Source organism: Polaromonas sp. 39-63-25, assembly GCF_002278925.1.
Classification (GTDB): domain Bacteria; phylum Pseudomonadota; class Gammaproteobacteria; order Burkholderiales; family Burkholderiaceae_C; genus Polaromonas.
Map to the genome: position 1 here is coordinate 19,071 of NZ_NCJH01000027.1, position 20,270 is coordinate 39,340.

The window sequence follows — 20,270 nt, forward strand, 5'->3', positions numbered from 1 at the left end:
AGAATTGCCATGAATCTCTCCAAATTTTTTATCGACCGGCCGATTTTTGCCGGCGTGTTGTCGCTGCTGATGTTCATTGCCGGACTGATCGCGCTGCGTTCGCTGCCCATCGCCGAATACCCCGATGTGGTGCCGCCCACTGTGGTGGTGCGCGCCAACTACCCCGGCGCCAACCCCAAGGTGATCGCCGAGACCGTGGCTACGCCATTGGAGGAGTCCATCAATGGCGTGGACGGCATGCTTTACATGAGCAGCCAGGCCACGACAGACGGCGTTATGACGCTCAACGTCACCTTCAAGCTGGGCACCGACCCCGACAAGGCCCAGCAGCTGGTGCAAAACCGTGTCTCGCAAGCCGAGCCGCGCCTGCCGGAAGAAGTGCGCCGCCTGGGCATCACGACCATCAAGAGCTCACCCGACCTCACGATGGTGGTGCACTTGCTCTCGCCCAACGACCGCTACGACATGACCTACCTGCGCAACTACGCGGTGCTCAATGTCAAGGACCGCCTGGCGCGCATCAACGGCGTGGGCCAGGTGCAGCTGTTCGGCTCGGGCGACTATTCGATGCGCGTCTGGCTGGATCCGCAAAAGGTGGCTGAGCGCGGTTTGTCCGCCGGCGACGTGGTGCGCGCCATCCGCGAGCAGAACATCCAGGCAGCCGCCGGTGTGGTGGGCGCATCCCCCGGCCTGCCCGGCGTGGACATGCAACTGTCCATCAATGCGCAGGGCCGCCTGCAAAGCGAAGAAGAGTTCGGCGACATCATCGTCAAGACCGACAGGGGCGGCGCCGTGACGCGACTGCGGGATATCTCCCGCCTGGAACTGGGCGCATCCGACTACGCCCTGCGCTCGCTGCTGGACAACAAACAGGCTGTGGCCGTGCCGGTGTTTGCCGCGCCGGGCTCCAACGCCATCCAGATCTCGGACGACGTTCAGGCCGTGATGAAAGACCTGAAAAAGAGCATGCCCGAGGGCGTGGACTATGAAATTGTCTACGACACCACGCAGTTTGTGCGCTCCTCCATCGAGGCTGTGGTGCACACGCTGCTTGAAGCCGTGGCGCTGGTGGTGCTGGTCGTGATCATCTTTTTGCAGACCTGGCGCGCCTCCATCATTCCGTTGCTGGCTGTGCCCATTTCCGTCATCGGCACTTTCGCGGTGATGCACCTGTTCGGGTTCTCGATCAACGCGCTCAGCCTGTTCGGGCTGGTGCTGGCCATCGGCATTGTGGTGGACGACGCCATCGTCGTGGTGGAGAACGTGGAGAGAAACATCGAGGCGGGCCTGAGTCCGCGCGACGCCACCTACCGCGCCATGCGCGAGGTGTCCGGGCCCATCATCGCCATTGCACTGGTGCTGATCGCCGTGTTCGTGCCGCTGGCTTTCATCACCGGTCTGTCGGGCACCTTCTACAAGCAGTTCGCCCTGACCATCGCGATCTCCACCGTGATCTCGGCCATCAACTCGCTGACCCTGTCGCCGGCGCTGGCCGCTTTGCTGCTCAAGAGCCATGACGCACCCAAAGACGCGCTGACACGCGGCATGGACAAGGTGTTCGGCCGCTTCTTCGCGGGTTTTAATCGCCTGTTCAGCCGGGGTTCTGAAAACTACAGCCGGGGCGTCAAGGGCGCAATCTCGCGCAAGGCCGTGATGCTGGGCGTGTACCTGGTGCTGGTGCTGGCCACGGCGGGCCTCTTCAAGGCCGTACCCAGCGGCTTTGTACCCGGCCAGGACAAGCAGTACCTGATCGGTTTTGCCCAGCTGCCTGACGGCGCCACGCTGGACCGCACCGAAGACGTGATCCGCCGCATCGGTGATATCGCGATGAAACAACCCGGCGTGGAGCACGCGATTGCCTTTCCGGGCCTGTCGATCAACGGTTTCACCAACAGCTCCAACTCCGGCATCGTGTTTGTCTCGCTCAAGCCGTTTGACCAGCGCACCACCGCCGACCTCAGCGCCGGCGCCATCGCCGGTCAGTTGAACGCCCAATTCGGCGGCATCCAGGAAGCCTTTATTGCGATGTTCCCGCCTCCGCCCGTGCAGGGCCTGGGCACCACCGGCGGCTTCAAGCTGCAACTGGAAGACCGCGCTTCGCTCGGTTATGCCGAGCTGGACAGGGTCACCAAGGCCTTCATGGCCAAGGCCTACCAGACGCCCGAGCTGGCCGGCATGTTCTCGAGCTTCCAGGTCAATGTGCCGCAGCTCTACGCCGACATCGACCGCACCAAGGCGCGCCAGCTCGGTGTGCCGGTGACGGACGTGTTCGACACCATGCAGATCTACCTGGGCAGCCTGTACGCCAACGACTTCAACAAGTTCGGTCGCACCTACAGCGTGCGGGTCCAGGCCGACGCGCCTTACCGCGCCCGCGCCGAAGACATCGGCCTGCTCAAGGTGCGCTCGACCACCGGTGAGATGGTGCCGCTGTCGGCATTGATGAAAGTCACGCCCAGCTTTGGCCCCGAACGCGCCATGCGCTACAACGGCTTCCTCTCGGCCGACATCAACGGCGGCGCCGCGCCCGGATATTCGTCGGGCCAGGCGCAGGATGCGATCGCCCGTATCGCAGCGGAAACCCTGCCGCCCGGCATCAGCTACGAGTGGACGGACCTGACCTACCAGGAAATCATTGCGGGCAACTCCGCCATGTGGGTGTTCCCGCTGGCGCTGCTGCTGGTCTTTCTGGTGCTGGCCGCGCAGTACGAAAGCCTGACGCTTCCCATCGCCATCGCGCTGATCGTTCCCATGGGCCTTCTGGCTGCCATGCTGGGCGTGAAGCTGACCGGAGGCGACAACAACATCTTCACGCAGATCGGCTTGATCGTGCTGGTGGGGCTGTCGGCGAAGAACGCCATCCTGATTGTGGAGTTTGCGCGCGAGCTGGAGTTTGCCGGGCGTACGCCGGTGCAGGCAGCGATTGAGGCCAGCCGCCTGCGCCTGCGCCCCATCCTGATGACCTCGCTGGCCTTCATCATGGGCGTGCTGCCGCTGGTGCTGTCCACCGGCGCCGGCGCCGAGATGCGCCATGCCATGGGTGTGGCGGTGTTCTCGGGAATGATCGGCGTCACGGCTTTCGGGCTGTTCCTCACGCCGGTGTTCTACGTCGCGCTGCGCCGCCTCACGGGCAACCGCCCACTCAAGCTGCATGGCGAGGTGCCCCACGTGGAAGCCTTTGCCGGCAGTTCGGCCAGCGGTGGCGGGGCGCTGCATGCGCAGCCGGCCGCTGCCCTCAAACACCACGAATAACAAACAAGCCTCAAACAAGCCTTTATGCGCCCCATCCAGGAGTTATCACCATGAGCCGCCTTCGTTTTTCCGCCCGTTCCGCACTGGCACCGCTGCTTGCAGCGCTGGTGCTGGCCGGCTGCGCCACCAGCCCCGCGCCCATCGATCCATCCAGCCTGCCGGTGACGCCCACCCTGTTTCGCGAAAGCGAGGCCGTGGCCGCCTCGCCAACTGCACCTTTCCAGGCGCAGTGGTGGAAGGTTTTTTCCGACCCCATGCTGGACCGGCTGGTGGACCAGGCCACACGCAGCAACAGCAGCGTGCAGGTGGCCGCCGCTCGCCTCGCACAGGCCCGCGCAATTGCGGGCGCTACCGACGCCAACCATTCCGTACAACTGGGACTGGGCGCGGGCGCGGTGCGCCAGACCGACGCCAACGCGAACAACCGGCTCAAAACCCTGGTGAGCGTGGGCGCCGACCTGTCCTACGAAGTCGACTTGTTCGGCAAGCTGGCGGGGGCCTCGGATGCGGCCTCGCTGGACGCACAGTCGCGCGAGGCCCTGCTGCGCAGCACGCAACTGCTGGTGCAGGCCGACGTGGCACAGACCTATCTCAACCTGCGCGCCCTTGACACCGAACGCGCGCTGGTGCGGGACACCTTGCAGGCCTACCGCGACACCCTGCGTTTGACCGAGGTGCGTTTCAGGGAAGGCGACGTGGCCGAGCTGGACGTGGCACGTGTGCGCACCGAAGTGGCATCGACCGAGTCGGAGGCGCTGACGCTGGACCGGCGCCGCGCCGAACTCGAACATGCACTGGCCGTGCTGGTCGGCGAGGTGGCCTCCAGTTTCCAGGTCGCGCCGGCCGAATGGGCCACGGCTTTGCCGGTGATTCCGGCCGGTGTACCCAGCACGGTGCTGGTGCGCCGGCCCGACGTGTCGGCCGCCCAGAGCAGCATGCAGGCGGCGCAGGCGCGTGTTGGTGTGGCCAAGGCCGCCTGGTTCCCCGTCTTTTCACTGACGGCCAACGGCGGTTATGCCGCGCCCGAGATCGGCGACCTGTTCAGGATGTCCACCCGCGCCTGGGGTGTGGGCGCGCTGCTGTCGCTGCCGATTTTCGACGGTGGCCGACGTGAAGCGGGCGTGCAGAACGCGAACGCCGAACTCGATATCGCCCTGGCCAACTACCGCGAGCAGATCCTGGTCGCCTTCAGGGATGTGGAGGACCAGCTCTCGGCCCTGCGCCTGCTGGCCGAGCAGTCCGAAGCGCAGTCGCGCTCGGTGGCATCCAGCAGCCGCGCCACCGTGCTGTCGGATTCGCGTTACCGCAATGGGCTGGTCAGCCAGCTGGAGCTGCTGGATGCCCAGCGCAGCGAATTGCGCAACCGCCGGCAGGCGCTGCAGGTGCGCGCCGCGCAATACCTGGCCACGGTAGGGTTAATTCGCGCGCTGGGTGGCGGCTGGGCCTGACGAGGCAGATAGACGTCTGGCACGTCTGGCGTTTGCGGTGCACTGTCCGAAGGTCACCGCCTTCAATAACCGGAGAAATTTATGATTGCGTTTCAGGTAGAAAACATGACCAGTGTGCATGGCGTCAACGCCATCACCCGGGCCGTCAAGGCGGCTGACAAAATGGCGAAGGTCGAGATTGATCTGGTCTCGCACCGGGTCTGCATCGAACCCGCAAAGACCGAAGTGTCCACACTGCGGCATGCCATCCGGCAAGCGGGCTACACGCCGGTGGACATTCAGGTGGCACCGGACCATCCGGTCACGGTCCCCATGTCGGCTCATGTCAGCCTTTGGTGGGGTTAGAAGCTGCGACCCGTTCACATTCGCCGGGCATCTGTTAAAACACCGGGATGCCCTTCTGTGTTCTGCCTGTCTGTCCCCGCCTGTCCGGTCCTGAGTCGTGACGATTTTGCTCGCGCCCATGGAAGGGCTGCTCGACTTTGTGCTGCGCGACATCCTGACGCGGGCCGGCGGCATTGACCGCTGCGTTTCCGAGTTCATCCGCATCACCGACCAACTGCTGCCCGAACGCGTTTTCACGCGCATCGTGCCCGAGCTGCACACCGGCGGGCGCACGCTGGCGGGTGTGCCGGTGCGTGCCCAGCTGCTGGGTTCCGATCCGGTGTGCCTGGCCGAAAACGCCGCCCGGCTCGCCACGCTGGGGCCGGCCGGCATCGACCTCAACTTCGGCTGTCCGGCCAAGGTGGTCAACCGCCATGGCGGCGGTGCCGCGCTGCTCGAGGAGCCCGAGACGATTGCAGCCATCGTTGCTGCCGTGCGGCGCGCCGTGCCGGCGCACCTGCCGGTGTCTGCCAAGATGCGCCTGGGTTTCAACGACGACAGCAAGGCGATTGACTGCGCGCAGGCGATTGCCGGCAGCGGCGCCGACGAGCTGGTGGTGCATGCGCGCACCAAGGCGCAGGCCTACCGGCCGCCGGCCTACTGGGAACGTATTGCCGACATCCGCGCGGCGGTCGACATTCCGGTGGTGGCGAACGGCGAGATCTGGACAGTGGATGATGCACGCCTGTGCCGGCAGGCCTCGGGCTGCGAGATGCTGATGCTGGGCCGCGGTGCGGTGGCCGACCCGGGTCTGGCGCTGGCCATCCGCGGCGGCGGGGGGCACGCGGGCCTGACCTGGGACATGCTGCTGCCGCTGATCGCCCAGTTCTGGGAGCTGGTATGCAGCCGGCTCGATGCGCACTCGCGCGCCGGCCGCCTCAAGCAGTGGCTCAACTTTTTGCGCCGCCGTTATCCCGAGGCGGAGGTGGCGTTCCAGGCGCTGCGCACCATCAACCAACCGGCTGCCATCACCCGCTGGCTAGCCGAACAGGGCCTCGAAGCCGGCGTCGGGTTCGAACCGCCTGTTGCGGTAGCTCAGGCGCGTGGGGCCGGGCAGGGCCTGCTCGCGCACTGAGTGGCGCGCATCGCCGGGGTAACAGATCACCCGGTTGCCTTCGTGGTCGAAGGGCTCGGGCTGGATCACCGGTGGCCGGCGCCCGCGGGCCTCGGCCAGAACACTGTCAACACCCGCGTGGCGCGACAGATGCGCCAGGCTCATGATCTGCGGCGGCGCCAGCTCGATCTGGCGATCCCAGTACTGCTGCAGCGCATGGCGCGGGCTCAGCCAGATGCTCTCGGTGGTCTCGAAATTGTCGTGGCTGGCCACCTGGCCGCCGGGCACGGCCGCCACGAAAAAACGCGTGTCGAAACGCTTGTTGGTCACCGAGGGCGTGACGGGCGTGATCCAGCGTGACCAGGGCACGACGTTGAGTGTCTGCAGGCGCAAGGCCATGTGGGCCAGCACGGCATTGAAGCCGTGGCCTTCGCGCAGCAGCGCGGCGGCCCGGTCCGCCAGGCCGGGCAGGGCCTGGCCCTGCGCGAACAGCACACCCGACTCCTCAAAAGCCTCGCGCAGCGCCGCCACATACACGGCGCCGGCCGTGCGCAGGTCGATGCCAGGCTCGTTCAGCCCGGCATGCAGCAGGTCCAGCGGCTGGTCCAGGTGGGCGGCCATGTCCAGCTCGGCGTCGGCGGCATCGATCTTGCCGCCGGGAAACACATAGGCGCCGCCCAGCACGTCGGACAGGCCATGGCGTTTCATAAGGAACACCTCCAGGCCCGCGGGCGCATCACGCAGCAACACCACGGTGGCGGCCGGACGCGGCGGGGTGGTGACGGTTTCGAGGTTGAGTTCCATGGCGGCTTTCAGGGGGAGGCGGGACGGTCCAGTACAGTACGACCTGGTTTCCGAGGCTATCAGACTTGCGGCAGACCAGGCATCACCAACACGACAAGGACAAGCAAATGGGTATTGATTTCAAGGGCCGGGTGGCCATCGTCACGGGCGCAGGCGGCGGACTGGGCCGGCAACATGCGCTGGCCCTGGCCAGGCGCGGCGCGAAGGTGCTGGTCAACGACCTGGGCGGCGCGCGCGACGGCTCGGGCGGCTCGGTCAGCGCCGCCGACGCGGTGGTGGCCGAGATCCGCGCGGCCGGCGGCGAAGCGATCGCCAACGGCGCCTCGGTGACCGACTTTGCGGCGGTGCAGGCCATGGTCCAGCAGGCCATGGATACCTGGGGCCGCGTGGACATCCTCGTCAACAACGCCGGCATCCTGCGCGACAAGAGTTTTGCCAAGATGGACCTGGCCGACTTCGCGCTTGTGATGAACGTGCACCTGATGGGCGCCGTGCATTGCAGCAAGGCCGTGTGGGACATCATGGCGGCGCAGAAATACGGCCGCATCGTGATGACCACATCCTCATCGGGCCTGTACGGCAACTTCGGCCAGTCCAACTACGGTGCGGCCAAGATGGCTCTGGTCGGGCTGATGCAGACCTTGGCCATCGAAGGCGCGAAAAACGACATCCGCGTCAACTGCCTGGCGCCGACGGCTGCCACGCGCATGACGGAAGGGCTGATGCCCGAAGAGGTGCTGCAGGCGCTGCAGCCCGAAGCCGTGGTGCCGGCCATGCTGGTGCTGGCGGCGCAGGATGCGCCGACACGCACCATTCTCTGCGCGGGCGCCGGCACTTTCGAGGCGGCCCACATCACGCTGACCCAGGGCGTGTACCTGGGCACGGGAGAGCAGGTGCCGGAGGCGCTGGCCGCGCGGCTGGCCGAGGTGACGGAACGCGCCGGCGAGATGGTGCCGCAAAGCGGCGATGCGCAAGGCAGCAACGAGGTCGGCAAGGCCATGGCCGGCAGACTGCCGGCGTAAGACGCAAAAGCCGGATGCCAAAGATGCCGCCGGGTTCGCTGGGCAATGTTCCGACGTTTCGCCAAAGGGCGGAAGTCCGATACCTGTCTTTGTAGCGCGAACCCGGCGGGCACGGTGCCAGTGTCGTTGTGCACGGCCGGTCCGTGTTGCAGGCCGGCGCTGATGAACGCTGTAGGCCGTGTCCGGCGTGGCACCGGAAGCCCTGAATAGAAATGGCGATGGGCGCCGGGGCGCCGTGAGGCAGAGAGGCCCGCCCGCGATGACAGGTCCATTCGATACGCTATTGAATATGCAGCGCCGGGCTGCGGACCGGACCAGTCCTACAGGCGCACGCGGGTGAGGCCCACTCCAGCGGCATGAGGGCCGTCCTAAATTGGAACCAGTCGGCCCTCCGGTCGGCATACACCCCATCGCCCCTTACCGGGGTTTTTCATTCAGGAGCTACTCATGAAATTCAATCAAACCTTGACCGCTGCCGTCACTGCTGCCGCACTCGTTGCCGGCGCTGGTTTTGCCTATGCCCAATCCGGCACAACACCCGGTGCCCCCGGTGACCTGAACAGCCAGCGTGCCGCAGAGATGAAGGCACCTGACGTCAACCCCGCCGCCGGCACGACCATGCAGGCTCAGCCCGCTACCAGCAGCACGACCGGTACTTCGGTGGACAACAGCGCCACGATGCAAAGCGGCACCGTCATGCCCGAGCCCCGCGCTGATCGCAACTAAGCCTGCGTCTCCCTCATGCGCAAGGCTTTCGCAGGGACGTCCCATGTTGTCATGGCGCGTCCCTGCTTCCGTTTGCGCGTGCAACCTGACATCCCGATATGTCTGACATGACCCCGGCAGACGCTTCACCCTTCGACGCCATCCTCAAGGGGCTGGGCATGGGTTGTGCCGTGCTGGCTCTGGTGCTGCCGGGACATGTCACGTCGACACAGAGCCGGCAAAGTGCCGTCGTGTCCGCCGTGGACGGCCTCCCCCGGGTGGCAGATTTTCTGTCCCACGAGCCTTCGCTGCAAGCGCGCCAGATGGCCGACTGGGTGATGGCATCGCGCGATCACCGTGGCATGCCATTTGTCATCGTCGACAAGCAGCATGTCAGGGTGTTTGTTTTTCAACCGAACGGACAACTCAGCGGCGCCACCCCGGCCCTGATGGGTTCTGCCGTCGGCGACGATTCGGTGTCCGGCATTGGTGAGCGTGAAATGTCGGCCATCCTGCCGCACGAACGCACCACGCCTGCAGGCCGGTTCGTTTCCCTGCCCGGCGTGAACTCCTTTGGCGAAGACATTGTCTGGGTGGACTACGCGGCGGCAGTGTCCATGCATCGCGTGCGGGCGAAAGACCCGAAAGAGCGCCGGCTGGAGCGGCTCGCATCCGCAACACCGGACGACAACCGCATTTCCTTTGGCTGCATCAATCTGCCGGCCGGGTTTTATGACACGGTGGTCAAGCCCGCGCTCGGCACGCGACGCGGCGTGGTTTATGTCCTGCCTGAAACGCGGCCGCTGCAGTCCGTGTTTGGCGACCTGGTTGCCACGCGCCAGCCGTCCTGAACCGGGGTCGTGCTGTCAGACGGCGCCTACATCCCGCCCGGCCGCTGATCTGCCCACTGCAGATTAAATCCCACCCCAGCCCTTTTTAACAAAGGGCCTACTGCTATCAAAATAATCTTTTCAGATCCGGACCTGATTCGGGCTTGCCAGTTTGCGGCCTTGCCGTGTAGGATGTTTCCTACATCTTCGGGAAGAAGCCCGGTGATGTGTCGTCACAAACACACCGGGGAACTGGATGAGCATCAAGAGCCGCATGCGGCGCGCCGCGCTGGCGCTGGGAGTCCTGGCCCTGTTTGCCGCCCCCTTGGCGAAAGCGGGCACCCGAGCTCAGCCCGTGCTGGCGGCAGACTTTGCGGGGGAGGCAGCGTCTGCCGAAGCCCGCTACGCCGCAAGCCGGGTGCTGGCCGCGTCCGACCACCAGGGGCTGCCCTTTGTCATTGTCGACAAGAAAAACGCGAGGATGTTTGTGTTCGGGCCGGGCGGTCGCCTGCGCGGCGCCTCGGCCGTGTTGCTGGGTCTGGCCAGCGGCGACCACGCGGTGCCCGGCATCGGCGAGCGCGAGCTGTCGCGCATCCTGCCGGCGGAACGTACCACCCCCGCCGGGCGTTTTGTGTCGCAGCCCGGGCGTAACCTGCAGGGCGAGGAGGTGGTGTGGGTCAACTACCGGGAAGGTCTGGCGATTCACCGCTTGCGTCCCGGCAGCAGCCAGGAGCAGCGTGCGCAGCGACTGGCCTCCGGCAGTCCGGCGGACAACCGCATTTCGCTGGGCTGTGTGGTGGTGCCGGTGGCTTTTTATGAAGCCGTGGTGGGCCCGACGCTGGGCCGAAATCGGGGCGTGGTGTATGTGCTGCCGGACGACTCGCCGGTGCACGCGTTTTTTGATGCGCACTCGCAGTAAGCACCGTTCACCCGGTCACCTTGCTTGAGGGACGTTAGTTCCGGGCCTCTTTGTACGGCCGGTTCCTGGGTGACATCATGGCCTCTCCGGGCCCTGCCGCGTAAGCCACGCTGCCGCCCACCGAATCCCTGATATTGCTGCGCGTCAGGTTGACCGGCGGGCACGAGGTGTCGGTGATGGAAAACACCATGTGGCCACCGGGAAAAATCGCGGGCAGGGTCTGGTGCAATTGGTAACGCATGTCAACCGGGGCCTGCGCGGCATGGTAGATCACCTGGTTGGCGCGGTTGTAGACGGTGTAGCAGGCCAGCGCCTGGCCGCCGGACAGGGCAGGCAGCAGGGCGGCGAGGGCGTATTTCAGGGCGGTGTTCATGCGCAGGCCTTTCAAAGAGGTCATTGTCCGCCCGCAGCCGTGGCGGCAGCGCAGGCGGGTGGCCGGTTCTTGTGTCAGCCGATGCGCTGGCTGCTGCCGTGTTGCACGTTGTTTGCTATCAAATAAATAGCTTGTCCCGCAGGTGGGATATGGACCGGAGGCCGATTTGATGCTCAATCGCCGCGGTCGGCCATCAGGCGGGCGCCTGGCCTAAGGAAGCGCTGAATAAGTCCTTGCGGAGGCGCGGCAGCCGGATCGGGATGGGATGCAAGGCGGATTTCGCAGCCAATAGCTGGCTATTGGCAAGAAATTCCCGGAAGGCTGCGTGGGCTGGAAGTCGGCAGGGGCGCCCGCTGCCGCCTCCTGCTCGATGCTGGCGTCGCGTGCCGCAAACATGTTTTGCAGGTCCTTCAGGTCGCGCATCACATCGTCTTCGGCCTCATCCGCCGGCACGGCCGGTGCTGCTGCCATGACGGCTGCGGGTGCTGCAGCGGCAAGCGCAGCGGGCGCGGCGGCACGTGCCGGCGGCCCCCAGATGGCCGGGTCGGGCATGTCGGGGAAGGGGCAGCTGTCCCCGACCTTGAATTCCCAGGAAATCCCATGCAGCCAGGTCCCGGACTGTGGCTCGAACTGGGTGATCGCGGCGAGCAGCTCGTTCTGGAAAGCGAAGGCATAGGTCATCAGGCGTGCGTCCCAATGACGCAGCACCAGCCGCACGTACACGCCGGGGCCGCGGCTGCGGCTGTTGACCACCAGCATCTGGCATTCCACCCAGTCCGCCGCAATGCCATGCCTGCGCAGGCAGTCGCGCAGCAGCATCTGCACGAGCTGGCGGCGCGTGCCGTTGTCGGAGTTGTCCTCGATGGTGTGCTGGCTGTCCCGGGTGGTTGTCGCCGGCGTGCGGGCCGCCGGTTTCAGCCCGGAATCCTGACCGTCGGCCGTCTTGTTCTTCAGCCCCAGCAATCGCTCGAACACTTGTCTCATGTGGTGAACCCTTCGCGGCCGGCCCTGGCCAGAGCGCTCTGGCCGTTCGGTGCCGGCTTGTCAATTGATGGTCGTCCAAGTGGGAAGGCAAGTCAAGCATCCAGCCTGTGCAGCGCTTCTTCCTCCCACCAGGCGGCCGCAGCGTAGTAACTTTCCCACACGCAGCCGTTGCAGCCGGGGCCGCAGCAGGTCGTGGGTTCGGACGGCGGCGTCCGCGAGGCCATGCCCGCGTCGGGGCTGGCAGGGGCGGAAGATGTTGTCATGGGTGGGGCAAAGTCGTGCGCGGCCACGTCCTACCTGAGGATCAGCGTCGGGTGCTTATGTGATAGCCCGTCGGGTGCTAAAAACAGTCATCGCGATGTCAACGCGACTTCAACGCGACCTCATCACGGGCTTTTCGAAGGATTTTCATGGACAGCAGCAGCGCCGCCTGGTACGCCCAGTTGAGCAAGCCTTTTTTTGCGCCACCGGCAGGGGTGTTTGGCCCGGTGTGGACGGTTCTCTACGTCATCATCGCCATCAGCTTCGGGTTTGTGCTGCTGCAATATCTCAAGCGCCGCCTGCCGTTTCGCGTGCTGCTGCCTTTCATCCTGAACCTGCTGTTCAACCTGGCGTACACGCCCATCCAGTTCGGCCTGAAAAACAATGCGCTGGCCAGCCTCGACATCCTGCTGGTGCTGGCCACGCTGGTCTGGGCCATGGTGGCCATCCGGCAGCGCGCGCGCTGGGTGGTGGGGGTCAACATCCCCTACCTGGTGTGGGTGCTGTTTGCGACAGTGCTGCAGCTCAGCATCACCTGGTTGAACCGGGGCGCCTGAAGAAGATGCGCCAGTGCAGGCTCACAGGCCCAGCAATTTTTTGGCGTTGCCCAGGGCCTTCATCGATTCGTCGTGTTTGCCGGCCTTGTGGAAGGTCTCTCCTTCGGCACGCAGGGCCTTGACCTTGCCCATGTCGGCGGCGGCCAGTTTGGGGTTGCTGGCGAGCTTGGCGTCTATCGCCTTCATTTCATTGGGGCAGTTGTGGGCCAGGGCCAGTGACGAGGCGGTCAGGGCCGCGGCAGCAAGGATGAGTTTCATGCAATCTCCCATGTCCAATGTGCGTCAGAAAATGCTGACAGTAAATGCTAACAATGATCGCCCCGTGGCGGCAAGCGTTTGACCGCAAGGCCGGCCGGGGCATTGCCATAAAATCAGCAGCTTGCGCCCGCTGCCTGCATGCACCGACCTGCGGCGGCCGGCTTTCCCACCGACTACCGGGTTGACCCATGTCTCTTGAAGTTACCGAAGCCCAGACGGGCGAGCAGCCCGTCGCCACCATCCTGATCATGCATGGCCTGGGTGCCGACGGCCGCGATTTTGTTCCCGTGGCCGAGCAGCTTGATTTGTCCAGCGTGGGCCCGGTGCGGTTTCTGTTTCCCCACGCGCCGGTGATTCCCGTCACCATCAACGGCGGCTACCAGATGCCCGCCTGGTACGACATCCTGGGTGCCAACCTGACGGCGGGCCAGGACGAAACCGGCATGCGCCAGACCCAGGCCACCATCAACACGCTGCTGGAACGCGAGGTCTCGCGCGGCATTCCGGCCAGCCGCATCGTGGTGGCCGGTTTTTCCCAGGGCTGCGCGATGGCGCTGATGACGGGCCTGCGTTATCCCGAACGCCTGGCCGGCATCATGGGCCTGTCGGGTTATCTGCCGCTGGCGCATACCGTGGCGGCAGAGCGCAGCCCGGCCAACGAAGGTCTGCCGATTTTCCTGGCGCACGGCAAGCGCGACGGCGTGGTGCCGCTGGCCGCGGCCACCGGGGCACGCGAAGCGCTGACGGCATTGGGTTATCCGGTGGAATGGCACGACTACGACATGGAACACTCGGTCTGCATGGAAGAGATCGCCGACATGAACCAGTGGCTGCTGCGGGTGTTGTCCTAACGTCTCGAGCGAAATCCGGCAGCCGTAAGGGCTTTCCCGTAAGGGGGCCGCGCCGGGTTTCAGGTCCGCCGGCTGCGGACGGCTGTATTTTTAAACGAAATCGTGCTCTGGCCCAATCAGGACGGGCGCGACCAGCTATCAAAACAATAGTAACTCGTACGGACCGAAAACGGCAGGCCTCGCCGGGCTGCGCGGCACGGCCAAGCGCCAGGCCGCGCCGCCTGCAAACAACCCCGGCCTGTGATACCTTGCACGCCACGAAAGATTCAGAGGGAAAACTATATGACCAGCTTGCATGCGCGATCTGCCGCGCTTCTGGGAGACCGCCTCCAGGCGCTCGGCCCTGCCAGGCTGAAAGGCATGCGTCGCGGCATCGAGAAGGAAAGCCTGCGCGCCCAGCCCGGCGGCGCGCTGGCGCTGACGCCGCACCCGGTCGCGCTGGGTTCGGCCCTGACGCACCCGTGCATCACCACCGACTTCAGCGAGTCCCAGGTCGAACTGGTCACCGCCGCGCACAAGGGCCTGGGCGACGGCGCGGACGCCGCGCTGCGCGAACTCACGCAGATTCACCAGTTCACCTACCGCGCGATGCAGGCGGTTGGCGACGAAATGCTCTGGGTTTCCAGCATGCCCTGCGGCCTGCCGACCGACGAGACGATTCCGATCGCGCGTTTCGGCTCTTCCAATGTCGGGCGCGCCAAAAGCGTCTACCGCATGGGCCTGTCGCACCGTTATGGCCGGCGCATGCAGACCATCTCGGGCATCCACTACAACTGGTCGCTGCCCGAGGTGACCAGCGAGCAGTACTTTGCGCTGATCCGCAACTTCCGCCGCCATGCGTTTTTGCTGCTTTACCTGTTCGGCGCCTCGCCGGCCGTGTGTTCCTCTTTTGTCGCCGGGCGCCAGCACGAGCTGCAGCAGCTCTCGGACAGCACCATGTACATGCCGCACGGCACCTCGCTGCGCATGGGGCGCCTGGGCTACCAGAGCGATGCGCAGGCCTCGCTGGCCGTCAGCTACAACAGCCTGGAAGGTTATGGCGCGTCGCTGCAGGACGCACTGACACGGCCTTACCCGGCCTATGAGGCGGTGGGCATCCAGAACCCCGGCGGCGACTACAACCAGCTGGGCACCACGCTGCTGCAGATCGAAAACGAGTTCTACGGCACCATTCGCCCCAAGCGCGTGATTTTCCCGGGCGAACGCCCCTTGCATGCCCTGCGCGAGCGCGGCGTCGAATACATCGAAGTGCGCCTGATGGACCTGGACCCGTTCGAGCCGGTCGGCATCAACGCCCAGACCATGCGTTTTCTCGATGTGTTTTTGCTGCACTGCCTGCTCAGCGACAGCCCGCCGGACACGCCGCAGGAAATCGCCGAACTCAAGCACAACCAGCACCACACGGCGGCGCGCGGGCGCCAGAGCGGCCTGCTGCTCAAGCGCGCCGGGCGCGAGGTACCTTTGACCGGCTGGGGTGCCGAGGTGGTGGCGCAGTGCGTGCCGATTGCCGCCGCGCTGGACGCGGCGAACGGGGGCACGCAGTACAGCGACACCCTGCTGGCCGCCGAGGCGGCACTGCTGGACCCCGCCACCCTGCCGTCGGCCCGCGTGCTGGCGGCCATGGCGAAGGACCACGAGAACTCTTTTGTGGCGTTTGCGCGTTCCCGCTCGACCCTGACCAAAGAGGCGCTGCTCGGCCTGCCATTTTCCGCAGAGCAGCAGGCCGCGTTCGAGGCGCTGTCGCGCCAGTCCGTCGCCGAGCAGAAAAAGATAGAAGCGGCCGACACCATGCCTTTCGAGATCTACCGCCAGCAGTATGTCTCTGCCGACCGGCTGGGCTTGCCCCGCCGCGAGGCCGCTGCCGCCGTGTAAGCGGCGGCTTTTCTTGCGCGCAGGCCCCTCGGGGCTCAGGCCGGCAGCAGGGCCAGTTGACGCAGCACTTCATGGGCCGCCGCTTCGGACGAGGCCGGGTTCTGCCCGGTGATCAGGTTGGCGTCGTTCACCACATGGGACTGCCAGTCGGCGCCCTTGCTGTAGTCGCCGCCGTTGTTGCGCAGCATGTCTTCCACCAGGAAGGGCACGACATCGGTGAGCTGCGCCGCCGCTTCCTCGGTGTTGGTGAAACCCGCAACCTTTTTGCCCTGGACCAGCGGTGCGCCGCCGGCGGCCTTCACGTGGCGCAACACACCGGGTGCGTGGCAGACCGCGGCCACCGGTTTGCCGGCGGCGAACATGCGCTCGATCAGCACGATCGAGTCCCTGTCTTCGGCCAGGTCCCACAGCGGGCCGTGGCCGCCGGGGTAGAACACGGCGTCAAAGTCCGCCTCCTTCAGGCCGGCCAGCTTGACCGTGTGCGCCAGCGCCTGCCGGGCCTGGGGATCTTCCTTGAAGCGGCGTGTGGCGCCGGTCTGCGCGTCGGCAGCGTCGCTTTTCGGGTCCAGCGGCGGTTGCCCGCCCTGGGGGGAGGCCAGCGTGATGTCCGCGCCGGCATCCTTGAAGACGTAGTAGGGGGCTGCAAATTCTTCCAGCCAGAAGCCGGTTTTTTTGCCGGTGTCGCCGAGCTGATCGTGCGATGTCAAAACCATCAGTATCTTCATGGGTACTCCTTGAAAGCGCGGACGGGGCTGCGCGGTGAAAATGGGGTCAAGCCGCCATGGCGCGACCAGTTCACCATCTTCCCGCGCCAGGGCCGGTCGCCGCGTAGGCGAGGGGAAGGTCTGCCTGTCAGGCCGGGTCGCCCGGGTGGGTGACAATCCCTGCTGGCCGGCTGCATCGAGCTGCAGCGTCCTGCCAACGAAAAGAAAGAACACTCAGACAATGGCTATCCAGTGGTTCCCCGGTCACATGCACCTGACCAAGAAGGCGATCAGTGAGCGCATCAAGGAAATTGATGTGGTCATCGAGCTGCTGGACGCGCGCCTGCCCGGCTCCAGCGCCAACCCCATGCTGGCCGAATTGACCGGCGCCAAGCCCGCGCTCAAGGTGCTCAACAAGCAGGACCTGGCCGACCCGGCGCGCACGCCGCTCTGGCTCGCGCACTACAACAGCCTGCCCGGTACCAGCGCGATTGCGCTCGACGCCAGCGAGACCACGCCGGCGCGCCGCCTGATCGACGCCTGCCACGCGCTGGCGCCAACGCGCGGCAGCATGGTCAAGCCCATGCGGGTGCTGATCTGCGGCATTCCCAACGTCGGCAAGTCCACGCTGATCAACACCCTGACCGGCAAACGCGCCACCAAGACCGGCGACGAGGCCGGCATCACCAAGCTCGAGCAGCGCATCGTGCTGGCCGACGGCTTTTACCTGTGGGACACGCCGGGCATGCTCTGGCCGCGCATCATCGTCGCCAAGAGTGGCTACAACCTGGCCGCCAGCGGCGCCATCGGCCGCAATGCCTTCAACGAGGAAGAGGTGGCGCTGGAACTGCTGGACTACCTGATCCAGGCCTACCCGGCCCTGCTGGAGGCGCGTTACAAGCTCAAGCTGACGCCTGGCATCACCGACGAGCAACTGCTCGAGGAGATCGGCCGCAAGCGCGGTGCGGTGTTGTCCAAGGGACGCGTGAACCTGCAGAAAGCCGCGGAGATCGTGATCTACGAGTTCCGCGCCGCCACGCTGGGCCGCGTCACGCTGGAAACGCCCGAGGAGTTCGCCCAGTGGCTGGCCGCTGGCCAGCTGCTTGATGCCGAGCGGCAGGTCAAGAAGGACCGTATAGAGACCGACCGCCTGGTGCGTTTCAAGAAAATCCCGCGTCCTCCGCGCGAGGACTGACGACGGCGCGCAGCGGATCGGGCGCCGGCCTTTCAGGAAGGCCCCGGCGTGGCGACTTCGGAAAGGGTATCGCCGCCCTTGAAGGCTGCGTAGTAAAACGGAATTCTCGACAGCGCGTGCCGCGCCGCCTGGTCACGGATGTCATTACGCGCGCCGTTGAATCGCCGGGTCTCGGTGAACAGCCTCGGTGGCTGGCCGTCCTTTCCTGAAAAGAGCCAGGCAAAACATTGCGTGCCGGCGGGAATCGCCGGGTCGATGTTGTCGGTCACGCCCGTATTGGCCACCGCCAGGTTGGCCTGGCTGCTGCGCAGTGCGCCCTGCGCCATCTCGGCGGCCACCTGCTCGCTGGTCAGGTTGAAGCGCGCAATGGTGTCCGGGCTGACCCCCAGGCGGCGCTGCTTGGCTCCGGGCGAATAGGTGACGCAGGCACTTTCCAGCAGTTCACCCGCACCCGGCACGTCGGCAAGGTGGGACGCAATCAGGCCGGCGGTGCATGACTCGGCGGTGGTCAGAAGCAGTGATTGCGCCGTCATGAACCGGGCGACTTCTTTCAGCGGCGTGCTGGACATGAAACCTCGCGTAAGTTGCAGAAGATATCCCACGATGGCAGACATGTGACGGGCCGTGTGTCGCTGGAAAAACATGCCGCCTGTAGGAAAAAAGCGAATCCCGACGCGGCTGGCGGAATTGAAAAATCCCGCAGCCGGGCTCTTGAAACGCGGCGCGCCAGCCACTATGTCCCTGCCGTCAGGGGTCGTCCATGCGTGGACGACCGCGGTTTCAATAACGCCGGGGCTGTGCCCCGGCCGGCTGGCAGCCCACCTGACCTGCCGCCCCTTCATGATTTTCACGAAAGGAGATTGTCATCATGAACGGATTGAACCTGTACGGCGACATCTTCGCCGAGCTCAACCGCCTGCAGCAGAACTTCGAGCAGGTTTTCCGGCGCGAGGGCGCGCGCAGCATACGCGCCATGCCGCGCGACACCTTCCCGGTGATCAATGTGGGCAGTACGCCCGAAGCCATCGAAGTGCTGGCGCTGGCGCCGGGCATCGACCCCGCCGCGCTGCAGCTCACCGTCGACAAGGGTCTGCTGGTCGTGGCCGGCGAACGCAAGGCAGAACAGCCGGCCAATGACAAGGTGGCGGTTTACGCCAAAGAGCGCTTCGAAGGCGCTTTCCGGCGCGTGATCTCGCTGCCCGAAGACGCCGATCCCGCAGCCATCAACGCCAGCTACCGCGATGGCCTGTTGCGCGTCACGGTGGCGCGCCGCGAGTCGTCCAAGCCGCGCCAGATCCAGATCCACTGAACCCCTGAACCTTTTTATTTCCTTCAAGGAGCATGTGATGAACCAGAACACAGCTTTGCGCCAGAGCAACCCCGCCCGCGATGTGGCGCCAGCGACCCCGGACGCAGACAGCGCGCAAGGTGCTGCATCGCAGCGCACGACGGCGGTGCTGCCGCCTGTGGATGTTTTTGAAGATGATGCCGGCTTCACCGTGCTGGCCGACCTGCCCGGCGTGGCCAGGGACCGGCTGGCCGTGCGGGTGGACGGCGACAGCCTGGTGATTGAAGGGGCTGCGGCGGCGCCGGTGGGGGCCGACATGACGCTGATCTACGGCGAGGTACTGAACCCGCTGTACCGTCGCACCTTCACCTTGAGCCGGGAACTGGACCCGGCAAAGATCGAGGCGAAACTCGACAACGGGGTGCTCAGGTTGACCATTCCCAAGGCCGAAGAGGCCAGGCCGCGCCGCATCGAGGTGGCCCTGGCCTGAATCTCCTGAGTCTCCTCCTGAGGCTCTTCAGTGCGGGCGCGTGCAGTAGGCCAGGAACTGGTCGAGTTCGGTGGACTTGTCGAACACCGCATCTGCACCGCCCGCCAGGCAGCGCCGGCGGATGTCATCCGTGGCGTAGTTGGACAACACCACCACGCGTTGCTGCCGCGAGCGCTGCCCGCAGCCCCTGAGCACACCCAGCCCGCTGCCCTGTTGCAGGAAAAGATCGACGACCAGCAGTTGCCAGTCGCGCGGGTGCTGGGCCAGCCAGGTGCAGGCACCTAGTTCGGTTTCCGCGTAACCCACCGTCTGCACGCCGGCCAGCTCGGTCAAGGTTTCCACCAGGTTGTCCCGGATGACCGCGTTGTCCTCAACGATATAGGCTTTCAACGCCGCGGGGCGTCGGGCGGGGGAAGGGTGACCGGTTCCCTGGAGGGTTCCGGCGGCAAGGTTCATGGGAGTCACGTAGCCAGTCTCCCGCGATGACCGCGGGACTGGCGCAAGGGATTGCACTGCAGCGGTGTAGGACAGTGCGCTTCAAGTGCCGGAGGGCCTGTGCCGATCGCCAGGGGCGCCGGCTTTGCATGCCCCTACAGGTACCAGCCCTTGCGCTGCGGACGCCTCAAGCTACAAAAAAAGTAGCACCTCGGAGTGGCGGAACTGTGCCGAAGCTACAGCGGACCCGACGGGCCGGTCCTGCCGGCCAGCCGCCGGCGCACATACACGCCGATAAAACCAAGGCCCAGCACCAGTGCAAACCAGCCTACCAGGGAAGAGTTGGCCACGATGCCCTGCATGCCCGGCGAAGTGATGAAGTAAGGCGATACCAGCACGGCCAGGCCGATCAGGGCGCACAGGAGTCCCTTGACCAAAAGTTCGTTGTTGGCCTTGTTGCTGTGCCTGCGGATGGGGGGGGGAGGTAGGGGCATGGCCTGATTGTCGGCCAAATGCGAAGGGCAGGGCGCCCCGGGGGGCTTGCCGGCATCGCGCCGGACGGATCGGTGCAATGGACTTATAGT

General features: G+C 65.5%; 23 protein-coding genes. 14 read left to right on the forward strand and 9 right to left on the reverse strand.

Annotated elements, in window-relative coordinates; all coding sequences use genetic code 11:
* The first annotated feature begins 9 nt into the window (after positions 1-9).
* The 4 genes from B7X65_RS21465 (at position 10) to B7X65_RS21480 (ending at position 6,159) form a co-directional block, all read left to right on the forward strand.
* The gene (locus tag B7X65_RS21465) at positions 10-3,252 is read left to right on the forward strand and encodes an efflux RND transporter permease subunit (RefSeq protein ID WP_293596283.1); all 3,243 of its coding nucleotides are present in this window, start codon (positions 10-12) and stop codon (positions 3,250-3,252) included.
* A gap of 50 nt (positions 3,253-3,302) precedes the next feature.
* Positions 3,303-4,700, forward strand: a complete 1,398-nt coding sequence (locus tag B7X65_RS21470) for an efflux transporter outer membrane subunit (RefSeq protein WP_293596284.1) — start codon at positions 3,303-3,305, stop codon at positions 4,698-4,700.
* Between the two features lie 81 nt (positions 4,701-4,781).
* A complete protein-coding gene (locus B7X65_RS21475) occupies positions 4,782-5,045 on the forward strand; it encodes a heavy-metal-associated domain-containing protein (RefSeq protein WP_293596285.1) in 264 nt (87 codons plus the stop codon).
* A 97-nt stretch (positions 5,046-5,142) separates the two neighbouring features.
* Positions 5,143-6,159 carry a tRNA-dihydrouridine synthase gene (locus B7X65_RS21480; protein ID WP_293596286.1) on the forward strand — a complete coding sequence of 339 codons (1,017 nt, stop codon included), beginning with the start codon at positions 5,143-5,145 and terminating at the stop codon, positions 6,157-6,159.
* On the opposite strand, the gene B7X65_RS21485 is transcribed toward B7X65_RS21480, so the two are convergent.
* Positions 6,064-6,942: an NUDIX hydrolase gene (locus B7X65_RS21485; protein ID WP_293596287.1), complete on the reverse strand. Its 879-nt coding sequence runs from the start codon at positions 6,940-6,942 to the stop codon at positions 6,064-6,066. The two genes, B7X65_RS21480 and B7X65_RS21485, sit on opposite strands and share 96 nt — an antisense overlap.
* Before the next feature lie 107 nt (positions 6,943-7,049).
* Between B7X65_RS21485 and B7X65_RS21490 the strand changes: the two genes are divergently transcribed.
* From B7X65_RS21490 to B7X65_RS21505, 4 genes are all read left to right on the forward strand, one after another.
* Complete coding sequence (locus tag B7X65_RS21490) at positions 7,050-7,964, forward strand: SDR family NAD(P)-dependent oxidoreductase (RefSeq protein ID WP_293596288.1); 915 nt, start codon at positions 7,050-7,052, stop codon at positions 7,962-7,964.
* A 447-nt stretch (positions 7,965-8,411) separates the two neighbouring features.
* On the forward strand, positions 8,412-8,690 hold the full coding sequence (locus B7X65_RS21495) for a hypothetical protein (protein WP_293596289.1): 279 nt from the start codon (positions 8,412-8,414) through the stop codon (positions 8,688-8,690).
* A gap of 98 nt (positions 8,691-8,788) precedes the next feature.
* The gene (locus B7X65_RS21500) at positions 8,789-9,520 is read left to right on the forward strand and encodes a hypothetical protein (protein ID WP_293596290.1); all 732 of its coding nucleotides are present in this window, start codon (positions 8,789-8,791) and stop codon (positions 9,518-9,520) included.
* Between the two features lie 235 nt (positions 9,521-9,755).
* The gene (locus tag B7X65_RS21505) at positions 9,756-10,418 is read left to right on the forward strand and encodes a hypothetical protein (RefSeq protein WP_293596291.1); all 663 of its coding nucleotides are present in this window, start codon (positions 9,756-9,758) and stop codon (positions 10,416-10,418) included.
* A gap of 34 nt (positions 10,419-10,452) precedes the next feature.
* On the opposite strand, the gene B7X65_RS21510 is transcribed toward B7X65_RS21505, so the two are convergent.
* The 3 genes from B7X65_RS21510 to B7X65_RS21520 all read right to left on the reverse strand — a co-directional run bounded on the left by B7X65_RS21510 (position 10,453) and on the right by B7X65_RS21520 (position 12,038).
* Positions 10,453-10,791 (reverse strand): hypothetical protein, encoded by a 339-nt coding sequence (locus B7X65_RS21510; protein WP_293596292.1) that lies wholly within the window; start codon positions 10,789-10,791, stop codon positions 10,453-10,455.
* Between the two features lie 210 nt (positions 10,792-11,001).
* Entirely contained in the window at positions 11,002-11,775 is a 774-nt protein-coding gene (locus tag B7X65_RS21515; protein ID WP_293596293.1) for a hypothetical protein, read from the reverse strand.
* Between the two features lie 92 nt (positions 11,776-11,867).
* Positions 11,868-12,038 (reverse strand): oxidoreductase-like domain-containing protein, encoded by a 171-nt coding sequence (locus B7X65_RS21520; protein ID WP_293596294.1) that lies wholly within the window; start codon positions 12,036-12,038, stop codon positions 11,868-11,870.
* A 147-nt stretch (positions 12,039-12,185) separates the two neighbouring features.
* On the opposite strand from B7X65_RS21520, the gene B7X65_RS21525 reads away from it, so the two are divergent.
* Positions 12,186-12,593: a TspO/MBR family protein gene (locus B7X65_RS21525; protein WP_293596295.1), complete on the forward strand. Its 408-nt coding sequence runs from the start codon at positions 12,186-12,188 to the stop codon at positions 12,591-12,593.
* Between the two features lie 21 nt (positions 12,594-12,614).
* Here B7X65_RS21525 and B7X65_RS21530 read toward each other — a convergent pair whose 3' ends face one another.
* The gene (locus B7X65_RS21530; RefSeq protein ID WP_293596296.1) at positions 12,615-12,851 is read right to left on the reverse strand and encodes a hypothetical protein; all 237 of its coding nucleotides are present in this window, start codon (positions 12,849-12,851) and stop codon (positions 12,615-12,617) included.
* A gap of 188 nt (positions 12,852-13,039) precedes the next feature.
* On the opposite strand from B7X65_RS21530, the gene B7X65_RS21535 reads away from it, so the two are divergent.
* Positions 13,040-13,702, forward strand: coding sequence for an alpha/beta hydrolase (locus B7X65_RS21535; protein WP_293596297.1), 663 nt, complete (start codon positions 13,040-13,042; stop codon positions 13,700-13,702).
* Positions 13,703-13,984: 282 nt separating this feature from the next.
* Positions 13,985-15,574 (forward strand): glutamate--cysteine ligase, encoded by a 1,590-nt coding sequence (gshA, locus tag B7X65_RS21540; RefSeq protein WP_293596298.1) that lies wholly within the window; start codon positions 13,985-13,987, stop codon positions 15,572-15,574.
* Between the two features lie 35 nt (positions 15,575-15,609).
* Here gshA and B7X65_RS21545 read toward each other — a convergent pair whose 3' ends face one another.
* Positions 15,610-16,299 (reverse strand): type 1 glutamine amidotransferase domain-containing protein, encoded by a 690-nt coding sequence (locus tag B7X65_RS21545; protein ID WP_293596299.1) that lies wholly within the window; start codon positions 16,297-16,299, stop codon positions 15,610-15,612.
* A gap of 220 nt (positions 16,300-16,519) precedes the next feature.
* Between B7X65_RS21545 and ylqF the strand changes: the two genes are divergently transcribed.
* Positions 16,520-17,473: a ribosome biogenesis GTPase YlqF gene (ylqF, locus tag B7X65_RS21550; protein ID WP_293596300.1), complete on the forward strand. Its 954-nt coding sequence runs from the start codon at positions 16,520-16,522 to the stop codon at positions 17,471-17,473.
* Positions 17,474-17,505: 32 nt separating this feature from the next.
* Here ylqF and B7X65_RS21555 read toward each other — a convergent pair whose 3' ends face one another.
* Positions 17,506-18,042 (reverse strand): CinA family protein, encoded by a 537-nt coding sequence (locus tag B7X65_RS21555; protein ID WP_293596301.1) that lies wholly within the window; start codon positions 18,040-18,042, stop codon positions 17,506-17,508.
* 299 nt (positions 18,043-18,341) lie between these two features.
* Between B7X65_RS21555 and B7X65_RS21560 the strand changes: the two genes are divergently transcribed.
* Together B7X65_RS21560 and B7X65_RS21565 are read left to right on the forward strand one after the other, a co-directional pair.
* On the forward strand, positions 18,342-18,782 hold the full coding sequence (locus B7X65_RS21560) for an Hsp20/alpha crystallin family protein (RefSeq protein ID WP_293596302.1): 441 nt from the start codon (positions 18,342-18,344) through the stop codon (positions 18,780-18,782).
* Positions 18,783-18,819: 37 nt separating this feature from the next.
* Entirely contained in the window at positions 18,820-19,251 is a 432-nt protein-coding gene (locus B7X65_RS21565; protein WP_293596303.1) for an Hsp20/alpha crystallin family protein, read from the forward strand.
* 27 nt (positions 19,252-19,278) lie between these two features.
* Here the strand turns inward: B7X65_RS21565 and B7X65_RS21570 are convergent, their stop codons facing one another.
* The gene (locus B7X65_RS21570; protein ID WP_293596304.1) at positions 19,279-19,707 is read right to left on the reverse strand and encodes a response regulator; all 429 of its coding nucleotides are present in this window, start codon (positions 19,705-19,707) and stop codon (positions 19,279-19,281) included.
* 215 nt (positions 19,708-19,922) lie between these two features.
* Positions 19,923-20,180, reverse strand: coding sequence for a hypothetical protein (locus tag B7X65_RS21575; RefSeq protein WP_293596305.1), 258 nt, complete (start codon positions 20,178-20,180; stop codon positions 19,923-19,925).
* Between the last annotated feature and the right edge of the window lie 90 nt (positions 20,181-20,270).

Coding starts and splice junctions, on each gene's coding strand:
- B7X65_RS21465 (WP_293596283.1), top strand. CDS start 10: ATGAATCTCTCCAAATTTTTTATCGACCGGCCGATTTTTGCCGGCGTG.
- B7X65_RS21470 (WP_293596284.1), top strand. CDS start 3,303: ATGAGCCGCCTTCGTTTTTCCGCCCGTTCCGCACTGGCACCGCTGCTT.
- B7X65_RS21475 (WP_293596285.1), top strand. CDS start 4,782: ATGATTGCGTTTCAGGTAGAAAACATGACCAGTGTGCATGGCGTCAAC.
- B7X65_RS21485 (WP_293596287.1), bottom strand. CDS start 6,942: ATGGAACTCAACCTCGAAACCGTCACCACCCCGCCGCGTCCGGCCGCC.
- B7X65_RS21490 (WP_293596288.1), top strand. CDS start 7,050: ATGGGTATTGATTTCAAGGGCCGGGTGGCCATCGTCACGGGCGCAGGC.
- B7X65_RS21495 (WP_293596289.1), top strand. CDS start 8,412: ATGAAATTCAATCAAACCTTGACCGCTGCCGTCACTGCTGCCGCACTC.
- B7X65_RS21500 (WP_293596290.1), top strand. CDS start 8,789: ATGTCTGACATGACCCCGGCAGACGCTTCACCCTTCGACGCCATCCTC.
- B7X65_RS21505 (WP_293596291.1), top strand. CDS start 9,756: ATGAGCATCAAGAGCCGCATGCGGCGCGCCGCGCTGGCGCTGGGAGTC.
- B7X65_RS21510 (WP_293596292.1), bottom strand. CDS start 10,791: ATGAACACCGCCCTGAAATACGCCCTCGCCGCCCTGCTGCCTGCCCTG.
- B7X65_RS21515 (WP_293596293.1), bottom strand. CDS start 11,775: ATGAGACAAGTGTTCGAGCGATTGCTGGGGCTGAAGAACAAGACGGCC.
- B7X65_RS21520 (WP_293596294.1), bottom strand. CDS start 12,038: ATGACAACATCTTCCGCCCCTGCCAGCCCCGACGCGGGCATGGCCTCG.
- B7X65_RS21525 (WP_293596295.1), top strand. CDS start 12,186: ATGGACAGCAGCAGCGCCGCCTGGTACGCCCAGTTGAGCAAGCCTTTT.
- B7X65_RS21530 (WP_293596296.1), bottom strand. CDS start 12,851: ATGAAACTCATCCTTGCTGCCGCGGCCCTGACCGCCTCGTCACTGGCC.
- B7X65_RS21535 (WP_293596297.1), top strand. CDS start 13,040: ATGTCTCTTGAAGTTACCGAAGCCCAGACGGGCGAGCAGCCCGTCGCC.
- gshA (WP_293596298.1), top strand. CDS start 13,985: ATGACCAGCTTGCATGCGCGATCTGCCGCGCTTCTGGGAGACCGCCTC.
- B7X65_RS21545 (WP_293596299.1), bottom strand. CDS start 16,299: ATGAAGATACTGATGGTTTTGACATCGCACGATCAGCTCGGCGACACC.
- ylqF (WP_293596300.1), top strand. CDS start 16,520: ATGGCTATCCAGTGGTTCCCCGGTCACATGCACCTGACCAAGAAGGCG.
- B7X65_RS21555 (WP_293596301.1), bottom strand. CDS start 18,042: ATGTCCAGCACGCCGCTGAAAGAAGTCGCCCGGTTCATGACGGCGCAA.
- B7X65_RS21560 (WP_293596302.1), top strand. CDS start 18,342: ATGAACGGATTGAACCTGTACGGCGACATCTTCGCCGAGCTCAACCGC.
- B7X65_RS21565 (WP_293596303.1), top strand. CDS start 18,820: ATGAACCAGAACACAGCTTTGCGCCAGAGCAACCCCGCCCGCGATGTG.
- B7X65_RS21570 (WP_293596304.1), bottom strand. CDS start 19,707: ATGAACCTTGCCGCCGGAACCCTCCAGGGAACCGGTCACCCTTCCCCC.
- B7X65_RS21575 (WP_293596305.1), bottom strand. CDS start 20,180: ATGCCCCTACCTCCCCCCCCCATCCGCAGGCACAGCAACAAGGCCAAC.